The following is a 15,415-nucleotide window of genomic DNA, read 5'->3' as shown; positions in this document are numbered from 1 at the left end:
CGGTCGCTCATTGCCGCCGGGCCGTCTCGCGCGACATGTCGTAGACCACGTTCATGGTGGTCATCGAGCCGCCCGACCGGTACGGGTGCAGCTTGGTGCGGTGCTCCAGGTGGCGGTCGCTCCTCTCGAACTCCCGGAAGCGCTCCTCGTCAGCCCAGTCGCTGACGATGTAGTAGATGCCCTCCTCCTCCGCGCTCCTGGAGAGCCACTGCCCCCGGTTGGCCGGGTGGTGGGTGACCGCGTCGGCGACCTGGTACCAGACCTTCTCGAAGTCGCCCCCCATCCCGGGCTTGATCTGCATGCGCAGCATCACCCGGAACATGGACGCGCCGGTCTCGGCAGTCATGTCAGATTCCCCCGTCCACGTGGATCGTCTCGCCCGACACGAAGCTCGACAGGTCGCTGGCCATGAAGAGCACCACGTTCGCGACCTCCTCGGAGATCCCCATCCGGCCGAGCGGGATCATGTTCTGGTAGCGCTCCCTGACCGGGGCGGGGATCTCGCTCTCGGTCTCCACCGGTCCCGGCGCGACGACGTTGACCCGGATCCCGCGGGGGCCGAGCTCCTTGGCCAGCGACCGGGTCAGCCCGATCAGACCGGCCTTGGACGCGGTGTAGTGGGCGCGCAGCGGCACCCCCACGGTGGCCACCCGCGAGCCGACGTTGACGATCGAGGCACCCGCCGACAGGAGCGGGAGCGAGGCGCTCACGACGAAGGCGGTGCCGGTGAGGTTGGCGTCGAGGACCCGCCGCCACTCCTGCGGCGGCAGTTCCGCGAACGGTATGTGGCTGATGACGCCCGCGTTGTTCACCACGATGTCGAGGGAGCCGAACCGGGCCCGGCACTCCTCGGCGAGCCGCTCGATGTCGTCGAGCCGGCCGACGTCCGCCTTGATCACGTGGTGGTCGCCGCCGATCTCCTTCAGCTCCCGGGCGAGCAGGTCGGCCGCCTCGCCCTCCTGCCGGTGGCAGGTGACGACGTCGGCGCCGGCGCGGGCCAGACCGAGCACGATCGCCCGGCCGATGCCCCGGGTGCCGCCCGTGACGAGCGCCTTCTTCCCGGCGAGTCGGAATTCCATGGTTGTCCCTTCGCGTTCAGATGAGGGCGGTCGTGGCCCAGGCGTTCACTCCGAACGCGGCGAGGGCCAGGACTGTGCGGGTGAGGTTCCAGTTCCGCCAGCGCACCCGCGGATCCCGCTCCTCCCAGTCGGCGGGGCGGGTCTCGGGGTCGAGCGAGGTCACGTACCGGTTGATCGGCACGTTCTTGACGACCGAGATCGCCATCACGACGAGCAGCAGCCCGGCCGCGGTCCCGAAGAGGGCCCGCGACGCGGCCGTGGGCGCCACGAAGATCAGGACGATGTCCAGCACGCACGTCAGCGCGTTGACGATCGGCATGAAGGGGTCGTAGCGCGGCCACATGAAGCGGATCGCCCCGACGTACCTGTCGTACGGCTGGGCCAGCATCCACGGCACGACGCCGATGACGGTGGAGAGCATGATGCCGGCGGCGAGGCCGTTGCCCAGCAACACCAGCGGCAGCAGGATCTGGACCACCACGTCACACCGGGGCCGACGCCGACCGGGCGGCCTCCTCGACGCGTTCCTTGATGCGGCGCATCTGCACGGCCGAGTTGCGGTTGATCCGGTCGGTCATCCCGGCGTCGTCGACGGGGGCCTCCGGTTTCATGTGGAAGTCCTGAATCCAGCGCATCCGCACGCCGTCCGGGGTGGAGGTGTACTCCCACCGGATCCTCATGTAGTCGAACGGGCCGGTCTCGACCCGCTGGGCGCTGACGGTGCCCGCACCCCGGTCGACGGTGCGCTCGGAGACCCAGCTCCACACCTTGCCGTTCTCGTCGGGGTGCATCGTCAGCCGGAACCGCACCGTGTCGCCCTCGCGGTGCAGGATCTCCGCGGCGGCGTACTCGCTGAACAGCTCCGGCCAGGACGCCACGTCGTTGGTCATGTCCCAGACCAGGTCGAACGGGGCGGCGATCAGGATCTCGTTGTCGGTGTGACCTGCCATGACACCTCTCCTTCGCTCAGGCCGCCGGCAGTCGCTGGTTGACGAAGTCGAGCGTCTGCCGGGGCGTCTCCAGTTCCTCCATCGCGTCGTCGGGGACCACGACGCCGTAGTCGCGCTCCACCCGGGCGCCGATCTCCAGCACCGCCAGGGAGTCCAGGCCGAGTTCCCTGAACGAGACGTCGAGGATGTCGGCGTCCAGGTTGGCCGACGCCTCCACCCCGCACTCGCGCATGATCCGCTTCAGTTCGTCCAGCCGGAGTTCCGTCTTCTCCACGTGTTCCTCCAAAAGTGCCGATGAACGGGCCGTCAGTCGCGGACGGCCCGGACCACGAGGGCGGCGTTGAACCCGCCGTGACCTCGGGCCAGGACCAGCGCTGTCCGCACGCTCTTCTCCCTGGGGACGTCCCGGACGAGGTCGATGTCGCAGCCCGGGGCGAGCCGGGCGACGTTGGTGGTCGGCGGGATGACCGAGTGGTGCACGGCCAGCAGCGCCGCGGCCAGGTCGAGCGCCGCGCCTCCGGCGTAGAGGCGGCCCGTCATGGTCTTGGGGGCCGTCACCGGCACGCCGAACGGCCCGAACACCTCGGCCAGCGCCTGGGACTCGCGCAGGTCCGCCCCCTGGACGCCCTTGGCGTCCGCGAAGACGACGTCCACCTCGTCCGGTGTGACCCGGGCGTCGGCGAGCGCGCCCTCGATGGCGCGGCGCAGTCCCGGCTGCCGGTCCGAGCCCGGCCGAGGGTCGAAGGTGGCCGCGTAGCCGGCGATCTCGCCGTAGATCCGCCGCGCGCCGCGCGCCCTGGCGGCGCCCTCGTCCTCCATGACGAGCATCGCGCCGCCCTCGCCCGGCACGTAGCCGCAGGCCTCGATGTCGAAGGGCAGGTAGGCGCGGTCGGGGTCGGCGGAGCGGCTCAGCATGCCGGTGGGCATCTGGGTGACCAGCCCGTACGGGCTGAGCGAGGCGTCGGTGCCGCCCGTCAGCACGACGCCGGTCCCGCCGCGCAGCACCCGCCGCGCCTGCGCGACGGTGTCGAGGCCGCCCGCCTGCTCGGTGGCGATCACCCCGCAGGGGCCGCGCATGCCGTGCCGTATCGAGATCTGACCGGTGGAGGCGGCGTAGAACCAGGCGATGGACTGGTAGGCGCCCACGTGACGTGGGCCGTTGCTCCACAGCGCCTGGATCTCGCGCTGCCCGAACTCGTTGCCGCCGGAGGAGTTGGCCGTCATCACGGCCATCTCGTACTCGGGCTGCCGCGCCGGGTCGATGCCCGCGTCGGCGAGCGCCATCTCCGAGGCGGCCAGCGCCAGGTGGGTCATGAGGTCGGTCTGGACGGTGATCTTCCTGGGCAGGTGGTCGTCGACGGCGAAGTCCCTCACCTCACCGGCCAGGGTCACCGGGTAGGGCGCGGGGTCGAACCGGGTGATCCGCCCGAGGCCGCTCCGGCCGGCGAGGGTGGCCGACCAGAACCTCTCGGTGCCGAGGCCGTTGGGGGCGGTCACCCCTATGCCGGTGACGACGTGCCTTCCGGTCACCTGGCCACGCTCCTTTCCGCGAGACCCGCGAGACCCGCGAAGCCCGCGAGACTCACGGGGAGCGCGCGGACCGCGAGCAGCGCGCGGGGTCTCGAGGAAGGGGCGCGGCGGGGGCCGCAGGGGAGGCGCGCGGGGGACGTCATGCGGGCACCTTCCCGGGGTGCGCGAGCACCATCGCGGTCTGGAACCCGCCGAAGCCGCTGCCCACGGTGAGCACCCCGCCGAGCTCCCGCTCCCTGGCCGTCAGCGGCACGTAGTCCAGGTCGCACTCCGGGTCGGGGTTGTGCAGGTTCGCCGTGGGCGGCACGACCTGGTGCTCGATCGCCAGCGCGCAGGCCGCCACCTCGATGGAGCCGATGGCGCCCAGCGAGTGGCCGACCATCGACTTGATCGAGCTCACCGGCACCTCGTAGGCGCGGTGGCCGAGGCTTCGCTTGAAGGCCGCGGTCTCGTGCCGGTCGTTCTGCTTGGTGCCGGAACCGTGCGCGTTGATGTAGTCGATGTCGCCGGGGTTGAACCGGGCCTGCTCCATCGCGACCCGGATGGCCTCGCCCATCTCCCGGCCGTCCGGTTTGAGGCCGGTCATGTGGAAGGCGTTGCTGCGGGCGGCGAAGCCGACCACCTCGCAGTAGATGTGCGCGCCCCGGCGGATCGCCAGGTCACGGTCCTCCAGTACCATCACCGCCGCGCCCTCGCCGAGCACGAAGCCGTTGCGGCTCCTGTCGAAGGGGCGCGCGGCGTGCTCGGGGTCGTCGTTCCTGGGGGTGGTGGCCCTGATCGCGTCGAAACACGCCACGGTGATCGGGGAGATGGGGGCGTCGGTCGCGCCCACCACGGCCACGTCGGCGGCGCCCTCCTGGATGAGCTGGTAGCCGTGGCCGACGGCGTCCAGCCCCGAGGTGCACCCGGTCGAGGTGAGCGAGACCGGGCCCTCGGCGCCGCACGCCCAGGCGACCTCGACGGCCAGCGTGCTGGGCACCAGGTAGTCGTAGAGGTGCGGGGCGGCGTAGGAGTGGTCGACCTCCCAGCGGCTGCCGCCGTCGCTGGCCACGACGTACTCCTGTTCGAGGCTGATGGTGTTGCCGACCGCGCTGCCCAGGCTCACCGCGAGGCGCTCGGGCGGCACGCCCTCCCCGTCCAGCCCGCTGTCGCTCCAGGCCTCCCGCGCGGAGATCACCGCGAGCTGCGCGGCGCGGTCCATCCGGCGGATCTCCTGGGGCGACAACCCCTCCGCCTTCGGGTCGAAGTCGCACTCCGCGGCCACCTGGGACCGGAACCCGGACGGGTCGAAGAGCGAGATCGTGCGGGTCGCCGTACGACCGGCGGTGAGCAGCTCCCAGAACGCCTTGGAACCGATGCCTCCCGGGGTGGCCGTGCCGATGCCGGTGATGACGACCCGCCGTCCGCCCATCACTTCCCCGCCTCGGAGCCACCGGCCTGGCCCGGGTACGGCTCGGTGTCGACGTGACCGAGGTCGGGCCTCGGGGCCAGGGGGCACAGGTGGAAGACGGCGAACGCCTCGGTCTCGCTCCGGTTCATCACCCGGTGCCGGACGTTCTTGGGGATCACCATGCCCTCGTCGGCGTCGAGCGTGAGCTCCTGCTCGCCGTTGATCCGCACCACCAGCGTCCCCCTGATCACGTAGAGGAACTCCTCGGAGTAGGGGTGGTAGTGCTCGGAGACGTACTCGCCGGGCCGGATGGTGAGCAGGCCCATGAATCCGGTGCTCGTGCCCACCGTGTTCGGGCTGAGCAGCACGCGGATCTCACCGCCGCGGCGGTTGTTGACCACCGTCTCGTCCAGGCTGACCTTCGTCAGCGTGACCTCTTCCTTCGAGCTCGCCTCGGGGGGCGCGACACCGGTGTCAGACACGTCGGTCACCTTCTCCTTCCTCCCACTCGTAGAACGGGGTGGCCATCGCGTCACGCGGGCCGCGCCAGCTCGGGTCGTAGGGCAGCACGTACGGGGCCAGCCTGTCGCTGACGTCCTTGAAAAGGTGGTGCCTGCGCACGTCGTCCACGCGTGCGGCCACGTCGGTCTCCGACTCGGCCAGGTGGAAGTAGAGATCGTGGAAGCGGAAGAGCGTGCGACGGGTCACCCCGACCAGTCCTGGCAGCTCCGTGGCGTCGGAGCCGGCGAAAATCCTCGCCACCGTGTCGGCGTCACCGGGGTTCATTCTGGCGACGATCAATGTACGGCGCACCCGCGCCTCCTTTCAGCCCATCGCATGGTGAGTAAGAGTGCTCAGTTGCCTGTCGTGCCCGTCGGCCGGCTCGGGTGGCTCGACCGGCTCGGGTGGCACCCGGGCCAGGTCCTCCAGGTCGGCGACGAGCTCCACCGGGGCCGGGTGGGCGGCCATCGCCTCGCCCAGGTCCCGCGCCGACCGTCCGTGACCGGGTGAGGCCAGGAGCTCCTCGACGGCCCGGCGGATCTCGGCCGGTTCGAACCCGTCGGCCGGGTCCAGCACCAGCCCGGCGCCCGTGGCCGCGAGCCGGCGGGCGTGCCCGGCGTGGTCGGGAAGCCGGGGCAGCGCGAGCTGGGGAAGGCCGTTCACCAGGCCGGTGAGCATCGATCCCGCGCCGCCGTGGTGGACCACCAGGTCGCAGCCGGGCAGCAGCAGGTGGAGCGGGACCGACTCGGCCACCCGCGCGTTCGGCGGCAGGTCGCCCAGGACGGCCCGCTGCGCGGGAGTGATCGCCACGACGACCTCCGCGTCCAGGCCGGCCAGGGCGCGGGCCGCGTGCCCGGCGAGGAAGAACTCGTCGCCGAGCCGGGCCATCGTGGTTCCCCAGGTCACGCAGATCCTGGGCCGGCCGGTGCGCTCCGGCGGCCGGGCCGGGTAGGCGTCGTGCGCGCCGTTGTAGGGGAGGTAACGCATCCGCCGCCTGGCCCCGGGAAAGTCCTCCTGCAGCCCCGCGGGGCAGGGGTCGACGGTGAGGGCGCCCAGCGGGTCGGCCTCCTCGACGCCGAGCCGGTCGCGGATCGGTTCCAGCGCCCGGATCACCGCCTCCCGCGCGGGGAAGAGCAGGTCGATCCCGTACAGCTGCCGGACGGCGGGCACCCCCGCGGCCGCGGCCGCCAGCGGGCCCGCCCAGGCGGTCGGGTCGTAGACGACGAGGTCGGCGCGCCAGTCGCGGGTGAAGGCCGCCAGGTCGTCGACCATGGACTCGGCCAGATCGACGAACATGCCCAGCGCCCGGGGCGTCCTCGCGGACGGTCTCCCCTCGGCGGGGCCCGCCGCCGGTCCGGTCCCGTTCTCCGGCACCAGCGCGCGCACGAAGCTCCGCACCGCGCCGGTGACGTCCACGTCGTGCCCGACGGGGACCGGGGTGAGCCCCGCGTGGGCGATCACGTTCGTGAGACCGGGCGGGGCGGCGACGCGAACCTCGTGGCCCGCGGCCCGGCACGCCCATGCGAGAGGAATCATCGGATACACATGCGAGGGCCATGCCCACCCCGTGAACAGCACGCGCATCGAAGAACGCCTTCCTGTCGGTACCGGCGACTCACTCATCCGGACACTGACAGCTCCCCCTCGAAGGCTGGACGATGGCGCGGCGCTCGCCCGACGGCGTGATCGAGCGCCGCTCTAGCGTCCTGCGATCGGAGCTATTTAGCGTAACTCGCGTAATAACTCGCTTTCCCACCACACCAACTCAGGGAGTCTGTCGATGGATCTCGGTCTCGCCAGCAAGGTCGTCCTCATCACGGGCGGCAGCGGCTCGATCGGCGGTCACCTCGCCGGCGCGTTCGCGGCCGAGGGCGCGAAGGTGGCGATCACGTATCACCGCAACAAGGACGGCGCGCTGCAGGTGGCGGAGGATGTCATCAGGCAGGGCGGCGAGGCGATCACCGTCCAGTACGACCTGACCGACCCCGCGTCGATCCGCGCCGCCTTCGACACGGTCACCACGAAGTGGGGTGGCGTGGACGTGCTCGTCGTCAACGCCTCGGCCATCCCGGGGACGAAGGTCGACCCGGTCGCCTTCGAGGACATCTCCGTCGAGGAGTGGCAGTCGTCGCTGCGCGCCGACGTGGAGGGGTCCTTCCACACCGTGCAGGCCGCCCTGCCCGGCATGAAGGAGCGGGGCTGGGGGCGGATCGTCTTCATCTCGGCCAACATCGTCCAGCGCGGCGGCGCCGGGGACGAGGCGTTCGTCGCGAGCAAGATGGCCATGCACGGCCTGAGCAGGACGCTCGCCACCGAGCTGGCGCCGGAGGGCATCCTCGTCAACGTCGTCGCCCCCGGCCCCACCGTCACCAAGGGCTTCCTGGCGCGGGTCCCCGACGAGTACAAGCAGGAGCTCGACGGCAAGTCCGCGGAGCAGATCAAGCGCTTCCTGAACCGGGGCAAGCCGGCCGGTCACATCTCCTCGCCCCAGGACGTGGCGGGCATCGTCCTGTACTTCGCCTCCGCGACCAACGGCAACGTCACCGGTAGCGTGGTCCACGTCGCCGGAGGCAACTAGCGGCGGCCGGAGACCTTCCCCGGGATCGGCGGCTCGGCCGCCGATCCCGGGGTTTTCTCATTCCTCTCCCGTTTTCTTCGGTTCTCTCAGTCCCGGACCTGGATCGTCCCGGCGGGGCAGCGCCGCGCGGCGGCGCGGACCCTGTCGTGCAGCGCGGCCGGTGGCTCGGGGAGGAGGAGCAGCACGACGCACTCCTCCTCGTCCTGCCCGAACACCTCGGGCACCGAGAGCGCGCACAGCCCGCTGCTGCAGCACTTCTCCGGGTCGACGAAGACGCGCATGACGCTCACCAGGCGATCGGGATCTCGATGAGGCTCTCGATGAGGGTGCCCTCCGTGCGCCGCAGTTCCTCCGCCGGGATCGCCAGGCGCAGGGTGGGGAAGCGCCGCAGCAGGGTCGCCAGCGCGGTCTCCAGCTCCACCCGGGCCAGCGCGGCGCCGATGCAGAAGTGCGGGCCGACGCTGAAGGTGAGGTGGGGGTTCTCCGCGCGGGTGATGTCGAGGTCGTCGGGCCGGTCGAAGACCCGTTCGTCCCAGTTGGCCGACTCCACCGCCGGGATGACGCCGGACCCCTTGGGGATCGTGACGCCGCCGACCACGATGTCCTCGGTGACGTAGCGCAGCATCGACAGCGAGCCGCTCATCAGTTTCCAGCGCAGCAACTCCTCCACCGCGCCCGAGAGCAGCCGCTCGTCCGCGCGCAGCAGCCTCAGCTGCTCGGGTTCGGCGAGCAGCTTGGCCACGGTCAGGCCGAGCTGGCTGGCGGTGGTCTCGTACCCGATGAGCAGCAGCAGCCGGCACCACCAGTGCAGCTCGTACTCGCTCAGCCGGGTGTCGTCCTCGTCGTGCACGTTGATCAGCGCGCTGACCAGGTCGTCGGCCGGGTTCTCGCGCTTGGCCGCGATCAGCGCGCCCATGTACTCGTTCAGCTCGCCCAGCGCGCCGTGGATCTGCTCCCTGGTGTACTTGCCGGTGGACAGGAAGTGGTCGGTCCAGCGGCGGAACCGGTGCTGGTCGTGCGCCGGGACGCCCAGCAGGTCGCAGATGACGCGGATGCTGAGCGGGAAGGACAGCTCCTCGGACACGTTCACCGGCGGCGTCTTGGCGGCCATCGCGTCGATGAGCTCGTCGGTGATCTCCTGCACGCGCGGGCGGAGCCGCTCCACCCGGGTCGCGGTGAACGCCTTCATCACCAGCCGCCGCACCCGGGTGTGCTCGGGCGGGTCGGGGTCCATCTTCGAGTCCTGGAACATCATGTTGTTCTTGCTGACCCGGGGGGCGCCGGGGCGGTTCAGGTTGCGGCTGACCCGCAGGTCGGTCAGCACGTCGCGGACGTCCTCGTGCCGCGTCACCAGGTAGGCCTCGTCCCCGCTGGGGAGGATCACCCTCAGCACGGGTTCGTCGCGCAGCGCGCCCAGCTCCTTGGGCACGGCCAGCGGGCCCGGACGGCGGAACGGGTACGGGATGGGATTGGCGGTCATGGCTGCCTGCCTTCCGTTGGGTCGTTCACCACGCGACGGGAACCTCGCGGAACCCCAGGTCCAGCGGGCTGTCGTGGTGGCGCAGCTCGCTCGGCGGAACGGCCAGGCGCAGCGTGGGCACCCTGCGGATCAGCACCTCCAGCGCCACCTGCAGCTCCAGCCTGGCCAGCGCCGCCCCCATGCAGAAGTGGGGCCCGGCGCTGAAGACGAGGTGATGCTTGTCCGCGCGGGTGATGTCCAGCCGCTGCGGGTCGGGGAAGACCGTCTCGTCGAAGTTGGCGGACTCCAGGACCGGGATCAGCCCCGACCCCTTGGGGACCGTCACGCCGCCGATCTCGATGTCGTCGGTGACCAGGCGCAGCATCGACAGCGAGTGCCCCGCGATCTGGCAGCGCAGCAGTTCCTCCACCGCCTCGGGGATGAGCGCCGGGTCCTCGCGCAGCAGGTCGAGCTGGTCGCGGTGGGTGAGCAGCAGGACGGCGCTGCCGCACAGCTGCGTCGCCGTCGTCTCGAACCCGGCCAGCAGCAGGATCACGCACCACACGTGCAGCTCGTGGGCGCTCAGCCGCCCGTCGTCCTCGTCGTGCACCCCGATCAGGGCGCTGATCAGGTCGTCTCCGGGATCGCGGCGCTTGGCCTCGATCAGCTCCCCCATGTACCGCCACGCCTCGTTCAGCGAGCCGCGGAAGCGCCCCTGGTCCTCGGGCGGCACGCCGAGCAGGCCGCAGATCACCTGCAGGGTGAGCGGTACGGCGAACGCCTCGTGCAGGTCGGCCGGCGAGTCCCGCTTGAGCAGGTCCGTGACCAGTTCCTCGGCCACCCGCCGTACGTGCGGGCGCAGCGACTCCACCCGGGTCGCGGTGAACGCCTTGGCCATCAGCCGGCGCATGCGCGTGTGCTCGGGCGGATCCCTGTCGATCTTGGGGTTCTGGAAGACCTTCGTCTTCTGCTCGGTCATCCTCGGCGCCCCCGGCCGGTCCCGGTTGCGGCTCAGCCTGGGGTCGGAGAGCACCCGCCGGACGTCGTCGTACCGCGTCACCAGGAACGCCTCGTCCCCGCTGGGCAGCGTCACCCGGACCACCGGCTCCTCGCGCAGCGTGAGCAGCGCCTCCGGCGGGCCGGCCGCGGCCGGCCACTCGAACGGGAACTTCGGCGCCGAGGACTTCATGGATCGTCTCCCCATCGATGATGGATCACCGTGATCGCCCCATCGTCGTGGGCGCCGCTTGAGGCCGGGCCGAGAAGCGCTAGAAGTGCGGGCCAGGGCCTCCAGCCGTCTTCTAACGGCCCCTGACATGGTGGGCGCAACCAAGCATGCGTGAGCAGGGAAGGTGCCTATGCGCGTCTTGTTCGTCACCACGAACTGGGGATCGCACTACTACCATCTCGTCCCGCTCGTCTGGGCGATGCGCGCCTCCGGTCACGAGGTGTACGTGAGCAGTGAGCCCTCCTTCACCGAGACGATCGTGCGTTCGGGAGCGACCGCCGTTCCGGCGAGCCGGGACGTCGACCAGGCCGGGCTGCGCGAACGGGTGCTGGCCGACCCGCCGGACTGGCCGGAGGAGGCGCCGGAGGGCGTGTCCGACGAGGAGTGGAAGGGCGGCTGGCGGGACGTCTCGCGCCGGGCCTTCCCGATGTTCGCGGCGCTGGCCGGGGAGCTCGCCGACGACCTGATGCGGTACGCCAGGGCGCTGCGGCCCGACCTGATCGTGTACGAGCCGACCAGCTTCGTCGCCCCCCTGGTCGGCGCGGCGCTGGGCATCCCCGCCGTCCGGCACGTGCTGGGGGTGGACGTCATCTACATGGCGCGCAACATCGTGCCGCCGCTGCTGCGTCCGCTGGCCGAGCGGCTCGGCGTGGGCGACCTGGGCGACGTGGACATTCTCGGGCAGGCCACGATCGACAACTGCCCGCCCAGCATGCAGCTGCCCTCCGAGGTCAACCGGATCATGACGCGCTTCGTGCCGTACAACGGGCCCGGGGCGATGCCGGACTGGCTGCTGGAGCCGTCGCCTCGGCGGCGGGTCTGCGTCAGCTGGGGCCTGTGCGCTTCCGACCGCGGTCGCGGCTTCCTGGTGCCCGAGCTCGTCAAGGCGCTCTCCGACCTCGACGCCGAGATCGTCGTCACGCTCTCCGCGGCCGACCGCAGGAACCTGCGCGAGGGCGAGCTGCCGGACGACGTGCGGGTGATGGAGGCCCTGCCGCTGCACCTGCTGATGCCGAGCTGCGACGTGATGCTGCACCAGAGCGGGATCAGCACGATGCTGACCGCGCTGAACTACGGCGTCCCCCAGCTCGTCGTGCCGCAGATGCCCGACGAGCTCATGGAGTCCCGGCCGCTCGTCGCCGCGGGCGCGGGCATCGCGGTGGCCCCGGAGGCCGATCTCGACACCTTCACCGAGCGCGTCGCCGAGTTGCTCACCGTCCCCTCCTACCGCGACGCCGCCGCCGGGTTGCGCGAGGAGATCCGGCGGCAGCCCGCGCCCACCGAGATCGTCTGGGAGCTCGAAGCCCTCACCCGGACCTGAGCGCCCCGCCGCCCGTCAGCCTCGAACCGAAGGTGGTCAGCCGTGATCGAATCAAACCAGATACCCGCCTCTCCCGCCGAGGCGGTCTTCCGCCTCTCCACCGGCATGTCCGCCGCGGCCATCGTGCTGGCCGCGGCACGGCTGCGGATCGCCGACGCGGTCGGCGACGAGCCCATGCCGGTACGCGACATCGCGGTCAAGCTCGGCGCCGACCCGGACGCCCTGACCCGGATGCTCCGCGCGCTGGCGGCGTTCGGTGTCTTCCGCCAGGTCGACCCGGCCACGTACGAGCACACCGACATGTCGCGGGCCATGCGCACCGACCATCCCGAGCGGGTGCACGACAGGCTGCTGACCGGCGGCGACTGGGGGTGGACGATGTGGAGCAAGCTCCCCCAGGCGATCCGTACCGGCAAGAGCGCCTTCAAGGAGGAGTACGGCACCGACTTCTTCTCCTACCTCGACGCCAACCCCGACGCCCAGGACATGATCTACCGGGGGGTGACCGCGTGGTCGGACCCGATGCTCCCGGGCATGGTGGACGCGCTCGACCTGACCGGGGTGCGCACGTTCGCCGACATGGGAGGCGGCAGGGGCGCCCTCCTGCGCCTGGTGCTGCAGCGGAACCCGCACATGAACGGCCTGCTCTTCGAGGACGAGCGGACGCTGCGCGTGGTGCTGGACGACCTCAGGACGGGTGAGCTGGCCACCCGGTGCCGGCTGGTCTCCGGGGACTTCTTCGAGAAGGTCGAGTACCCGGCCGACCTCTACTTCTTCAAGCTCACCCTGCACATGTACGACGACGAATGGGTCGCGCGGGCCCTGCGCAGCTGCGCGGAGGCGGCGGCCCCCGGCGCCCGGGTCGTCATCGCCGACCCCCTGCTGACCGATCCCCCGGTCCACCCGTTCGCGTCGAGCATGGACCTGCACATGCTCCTGGTGATGGGCGGGCGCGAGCGTACCGAGGAGGGCTACCGGGCCGTGTTCGAGCGGGCCGGGCTGCGCTTTCGCGGCATGACCCCCACGGAGGGCGTGCTGCACCTCGCGGAGGGCGAGGTCGTGGCCTGACAGCGCGAAGTGGACGGAACGCGGCCGGTCCCCCGCCAGGGGGACCGGCCGCGTTCCGTTGTCGCCGGGGGATGCCGGGGACTACCAGGGGATCGTCCGCCGGCCTCGGAGGAACACCCCCGTGGGCCCGTCCTCGGGGAGCGTCGCCGCCCAGGCGATGTCCACCGCGGCGTCCTCGGGCGTCCGCTCCGCGCCCGGGTACATGCGGGTGCGCACCCTGCCGGGGTTGACCGCGTTCACCAGCACGCCGCGGTCGCGGGTCTCCTCGGCGAGCAGTACCGTGACGGCGTTGAGCGCGGCCTTCGACACCGAGTAGGCGGGGGCGCCGGTGAAGAGGCCGTTGCTGAACGCGCCGGTGCCGCTGGAGACCATCACGATCCGGCCCCAGCCCCGCTCCAGCATGTCCGGCAGGAACGCCTGGCTGACCCGCCAGGCGCCCACGGTGTTCACCCGCAGGTGGCGCTCGACCAGCTCGGGGGGCACCGACGACGGGGACATCCCGCCGTCGAGCAGGACGCCCGCGTTGTTGACCAGGATGTCCACCGCCCCGGCCCGTTCCCGGCAGCGGCGCGCGCTCTTGTCGTCGGTGACGTCGAGCGCCACGGCCAGCGTGTCGCCGCCGATCTCGGCGGCGACCCGCCCGGCCTCCCGTTCGTCCCGCCCGGCCACGACCACCCGGTGTCCCAGGCCGGCGAGGGCCTCGCAGACCGCCCTGCCGAGGCCGCGGTTGGCCCCCGTGACGAGGGCCGTCCTGCGTACCGCCGTCTCGTTCACGCCGGCCCGGTCTTGCCCGCGACGGGCCCGACCCTGTCGGTGACGGGCTCGGCCTCGGCGGTGTCGGAGAAGCGCAGGCCGCGCCCGAGGCCGGCGACCAGGAGCCCGACGCAGACGACGAGCAGGCCCAGGCCCAGGTAGTAGTACTGGTCGGGCACCACGTCGGCGAGGTGCACGACCTGGCTGCTCAGCCCGGCGCCGAGGGCGCTGAACAGCCAGACCAGGCCGATGGTCCGCCCGATGAACGCCGAGGAGGTGACCTCCGCCGCCGCGGCGATCCCCACCGGGCCGATGATGACCTCGCCGCAGGCCACCAGGAAGAACACCGCGAGCAGCCACAGCGCCGACACCTGGCCGCCGTCGGAGGCCGACGCCGCGGCCCCGTACATGACGACGAAGGCGGTGCCCACGAGCAGCAGGGCCGCCCCGAACTTGGTGGCCGAGCCGATCCTGTCGTCGAAGCGCACCCACAGCCAGGCGAACACCGGGGCGGAGACCAGGATGAAGAACGGGATCACCGACTGGAACCAGCTGCCCGGCAGGGTGAAGCCGAACAGGTCGCGCTCGGTGGAGTTCTTGGCGAACAGGTTGAGCATCGACCCCGACTGGCCGGCCAGCATCCAGAACATGGAGAACGACAGCAGCAGCCAGAAGAAGGCGCGCAGCCGCCGTCGGCCGCCCTCGCCGAGCGCGGGGTTGCGCGACAGCAGCCGGAAGTAGACGAACGGCACCGTCAGGGCGACGAGGCCGAAGGCGGCGACGAGATGCATGATGGTGAAGGTGCCGGCCACGACGTCCAGCGTGATCAGGGCGGCGAGCACCGCGACGATCGTCGTCGTCCAGCGGAGCACCTTGGCCCGCTCCCGGTCCCCGGCCGGGTGCGGCGGCACCTTGCCGATCTCGCCGAAGTGTCGGCCGCCCATCGCGAACTGCGCGACGCCGAAGGTCATGCCGACGCCAGCGGCGGCGAACCCCCAGTGCCAGCCGAGGGTCTCGCCGAGCAGGCCCACCACCAGCGGGGCGATCAGCGCGCTGATCTGGATGCTGACGTAGAGGATGGAGAACGCGGCCTCGCGCCTGGCCCGCTCACCGGTGCCGAAGAATCCGCTGATCAGCGCGAACATGTTGGGCTTGAGCAGGCCGGTGCCCAGCGCGATGAGCAGCAGCCCGAGGTAGGAGGTCGCGTCGCTCGGGATCGCCATGCTGTAGTGGCCGAGCGCGATCAGGATCCCGCCCCACAGCACTCCCCGCCAGGCGCCGAGGATCCGGTCCCCGAGCCAGCCGCCGGGAAGGGAGAGCACGAAGACCAGGCCGATGTAGGAGCCGTACATGGCCGACGCCTCGGTCATGCTCAGGCCCAGCCCGCCCTCGTCGCGGCTGGCGGCGGCGTACAGCGTCAGGATCGCCATCATCCCGTAGAAGCTGAAACGCTCCCAGATGTCGGTGAGGAAGATGGTCGCGAACCACCGCGGGTAGCCGAAGGCTGCTTTCGAACTCATGTCGATCTCCAGGCGGCGTGTTTGAGGGGGTGATCCCG

18 protein-coding genes are annotated in these 15,415 nt (G+C 71.4%); 3 read left to right on the top strand and 15 right to left on the bottom strand.

Annotated features, from left to right (window positions below; genetic code table 11):
• Nucleotides 1-7 precede the first annotated feature (7 nt).
• From ABD817_RS30315 to ABD817_RS30270, 10 genes are all read right to left on the bottom strand, one after another.
• The gene (locus ABD817_RS30315; protein WP_344921651.1) at nt 8-346 is read right to left on the bottom strand and encodes an antibiotic biosynthesis monooxygenase family protein; all 339 of its coding nucleotides are present in this window, start codon (nt 344-346) and stop codon (nt 8-10) included.
• 1 nt (nt 347) lies between these two features.
• Nucleotides 348-1,079, bottom strand: a complete 732-nt coding sequence (locus ABD817_RS30310) for an SDR family NAD(P)-dependent oxidoreductase (RefSeq protein WP_344921650.1) — start codon at nt 1,077-1,079, stop codon at nt 348-350.
• Between the two features lie 16 nt (nt 1,080-1,095).
• Nucleotides 1,096-1,560, bottom strand: a complete 465-nt coding sequence (locus ABD817_RS30305; protein ID WP_344921648.1) for an anthrone oxygenase family protein — start codon at nt 1,558-1,560, stop codon at nt 1,096-1,098.
• Between the two features lies 1 nt (nt 1,561).
• Nucleotides 1,562-2,029 (bottom strand): SRPBCC family protein, encoded by a 468-nt coding sequence (locus tag ABD817_RS30300; RefSeq protein ID WP_344921646.1) that lies wholly within the window; start codon nt 2,027-2,029, stop codon nt 1,562-1,564.
• Nucleotides 2,030-2,045: 16 nt separating this feature from the next.
• Nucleotides 2,046-2,303 (bottom strand): acyl carrier protein, encoded by a 258-nt coding sequence (locus tag ABD817_RS30295; protein ID WP_329081905.1) that lies wholly within the window; start codon nt 2,301-2,303, stop codon nt 2,046-2,048.
• A 32-nt stretch (nt 2,304-2,335) separates the two neighbouring features.
• Entirely contained in the window at nt 2,336-3,559 is a 1,224-nt protein-coding gene (locus ABD817_RS30290; protein WP_344921644.1) for a ketosynthase chain-length factor, read from the bottom strand.
• 139 nt (nt 3,560-3,698) lie between these two features.
• Complete coding sequence (locus ABD817_RS30285; RefSeq protein ID WP_344921643.1) at nt 3,699-4,970, bottom strand: beta-ketoacyl-[acyl-carrier-protein] synthase family protein; 1,272 nt, start codon at nt 4,968-4,970, stop codon at nt 3,699-3,701.
• Nucleotides 4,970-5,431 carry a cupin domain-containing protein gene (locus ABD817_RS30280; RefSeq protein WP_344921642.1) on the bottom strand — a complete coding sequence of 154 codons (462 nt, stop codon included), beginning with the start codon at nt 5,429-5,431 and terminating at the stop codon, nt 4,970-4,972. The genes ABD817_RS30285 and ABD817_RS30280 overlap by 1 nt, the downstream gene beginning before the upstream one ends.
• Nucleotides 5,424-5,762, bottom strand: a complete 339-nt coding sequence (locus ABD817_RS30275) for a TcmI family type II polyketide cyclase (RefSeq protein WP_344921641.1) — start codon at nt 5,760-5,762, stop codon at nt 5,424-5,426. Before ABD817_RS30275 ends, ABD817_RS30280 begins: the two co-directional genes overlap by 8 nt.
• A 12-nt stretch (nt 5,763-5,774) precedes the next feature.
• Complete coding sequence (locus ABD817_RS30270) at nt 5,775-6,986, bottom strand: nucleotide disphospho-sugar-binding domain-containing protein (protein ID WP_344921640.1); 1,212 nt, start codon at nt 6,984-6,986, stop codon at nt 5,775-5,777.
• 244 nt (nt 6,987-7,230) lie between these two features.
• Between ABD817_RS30270 and ABD817_RS30265 the strand changes: the two genes are divergently transcribed.
• Nucleotides 7,231-8,028: an SDR family NAD(P)-dependent oxidoreductase gene (locus tag ABD817_RS30265; RefSeq protein WP_344921639.1), complete on the top strand. Its 798-nt coding sequence runs from the start codon at nt 7,231-7,233 to the stop codon at nt 8,026-8,028.
• Between the two features lie 86 nt (nt 8,029-8,114).
• On the opposite strand, the gene ABD817_RS30260 is transcribed toward ABD817_RS30265, so the two are convergent.
• From ABD817_RS30260 to ABD817_RS30250, 3 genes are read right to left on the bottom strand one after another with little or no spacing between them, the layout of a single operon-like run.
• Nucleotides 8,115-8,309, bottom strand: coding sequence for a ferredoxin (locus ABD817_RS30260; protein ID WP_344921832.1), 195 nt, complete (start codon nt 8,307-8,309; stop codon nt 8,115-8,117).
• A 5-nt stretch (nt 8,310-8,314) separates the two neighbouring features.
• On the bottom strand, nt 8,315-9,508 hold the full coding sequence (locus tag ABD817_RS30255; protein WP_344921638.1) for a cytochrome P450: 1,194 nt from the start codon (nt 9,506-9,508) through the stop codon (nt 8,315-8,317).
• A gap of 25 nt (nt 9,509-9,533) precedes the next feature.
• A complete protein-coding gene (locus ABD817_RS30250) occupies nt 9,534-10,676 on the bottom strand; it encodes a cytochrome P450 (protein WP_344921637.1) in 1,143 nt (380 codons plus the stop codon).
• Nucleotides 10,677-10,845: 169 nt separating this feature from the next.
• Between ABD817_RS30250 and ABD817_RS30245 the strand changes: the two genes are divergently transcribed.
• Complete coding sequence (locus ABD817_RS30245) at nt 10,846-12,036, top strand: nucleotide disphospho-sugar-binding domain-containing protein (RefSeq protein ID WP_344921636.1); 1,191 nt, start codon at nt 10,846-10,848, stop codon at nt 12,034-12,036.
• Nucleotides 12,037-12,078: 42 nt separating this feature from the next.
• Nucleotides 12,079-13,104, top strand: a complete 1,026-nt coding sequence (locus tag ABD817_RS30240; protein WP_344921635.1) for a methyltransferase — start codon at nt 12,079-12,081, stop codon at nt 13,102-13,104.
• A gap of 81 nt (nt 13,105-13,185) precedes the next feature.
• Here the strand turns inward: ABD817_RS30240 and ABD817_RS30235 are convergent, their stop codons facing one another.
• Together ABD817_RS30235 and ABD817_RS30230 are read right to left on the bottom strand one after the other, a co-directional pair.
• Nucleotides 13,186-13,878, bottom strand: a complete 693-nt coding sequence (locus ABD817_RS30235) for an SDR family NAD(P)-dependent oxidoreductase (protein ID WP_344921634.1) — start codon at nt 13,876-13,878, stop codon at nt 13,186-13,188.
• A complete protein-coding gene (locus ABD817_RS30230; protein WP_344921633.1) occupies nt 13,875-15,377 on the bottom strand; it encodes a peptide MFS transporter in 1,503 nt (500 codons plus the stop codon). The genes ABD817_RS30235 and ABD817_RS30230 overlap by 4 nt, the downstream gene beginning before the upstream one ends.
• Between the last annotated feature and the right edge of the window lie 38 nt (nt 15,378-15,415).

Origin of the sequence: Streptosporangium oxazolinicum (assembly GCF_039537505.1) — a bacterium.
GTDB classification, from domain to species: Bacteria; Actinomycetota; Actinomycetes; order Streptosporangiales; family Streptosporangiaceae; genus Streptosporangium; species Streptosporangium oxazolinicum.
Note: the sequence above shows the minus strand (reverse complement) of the source record. Positions and strands in the feature narration are given on the sequence as shown.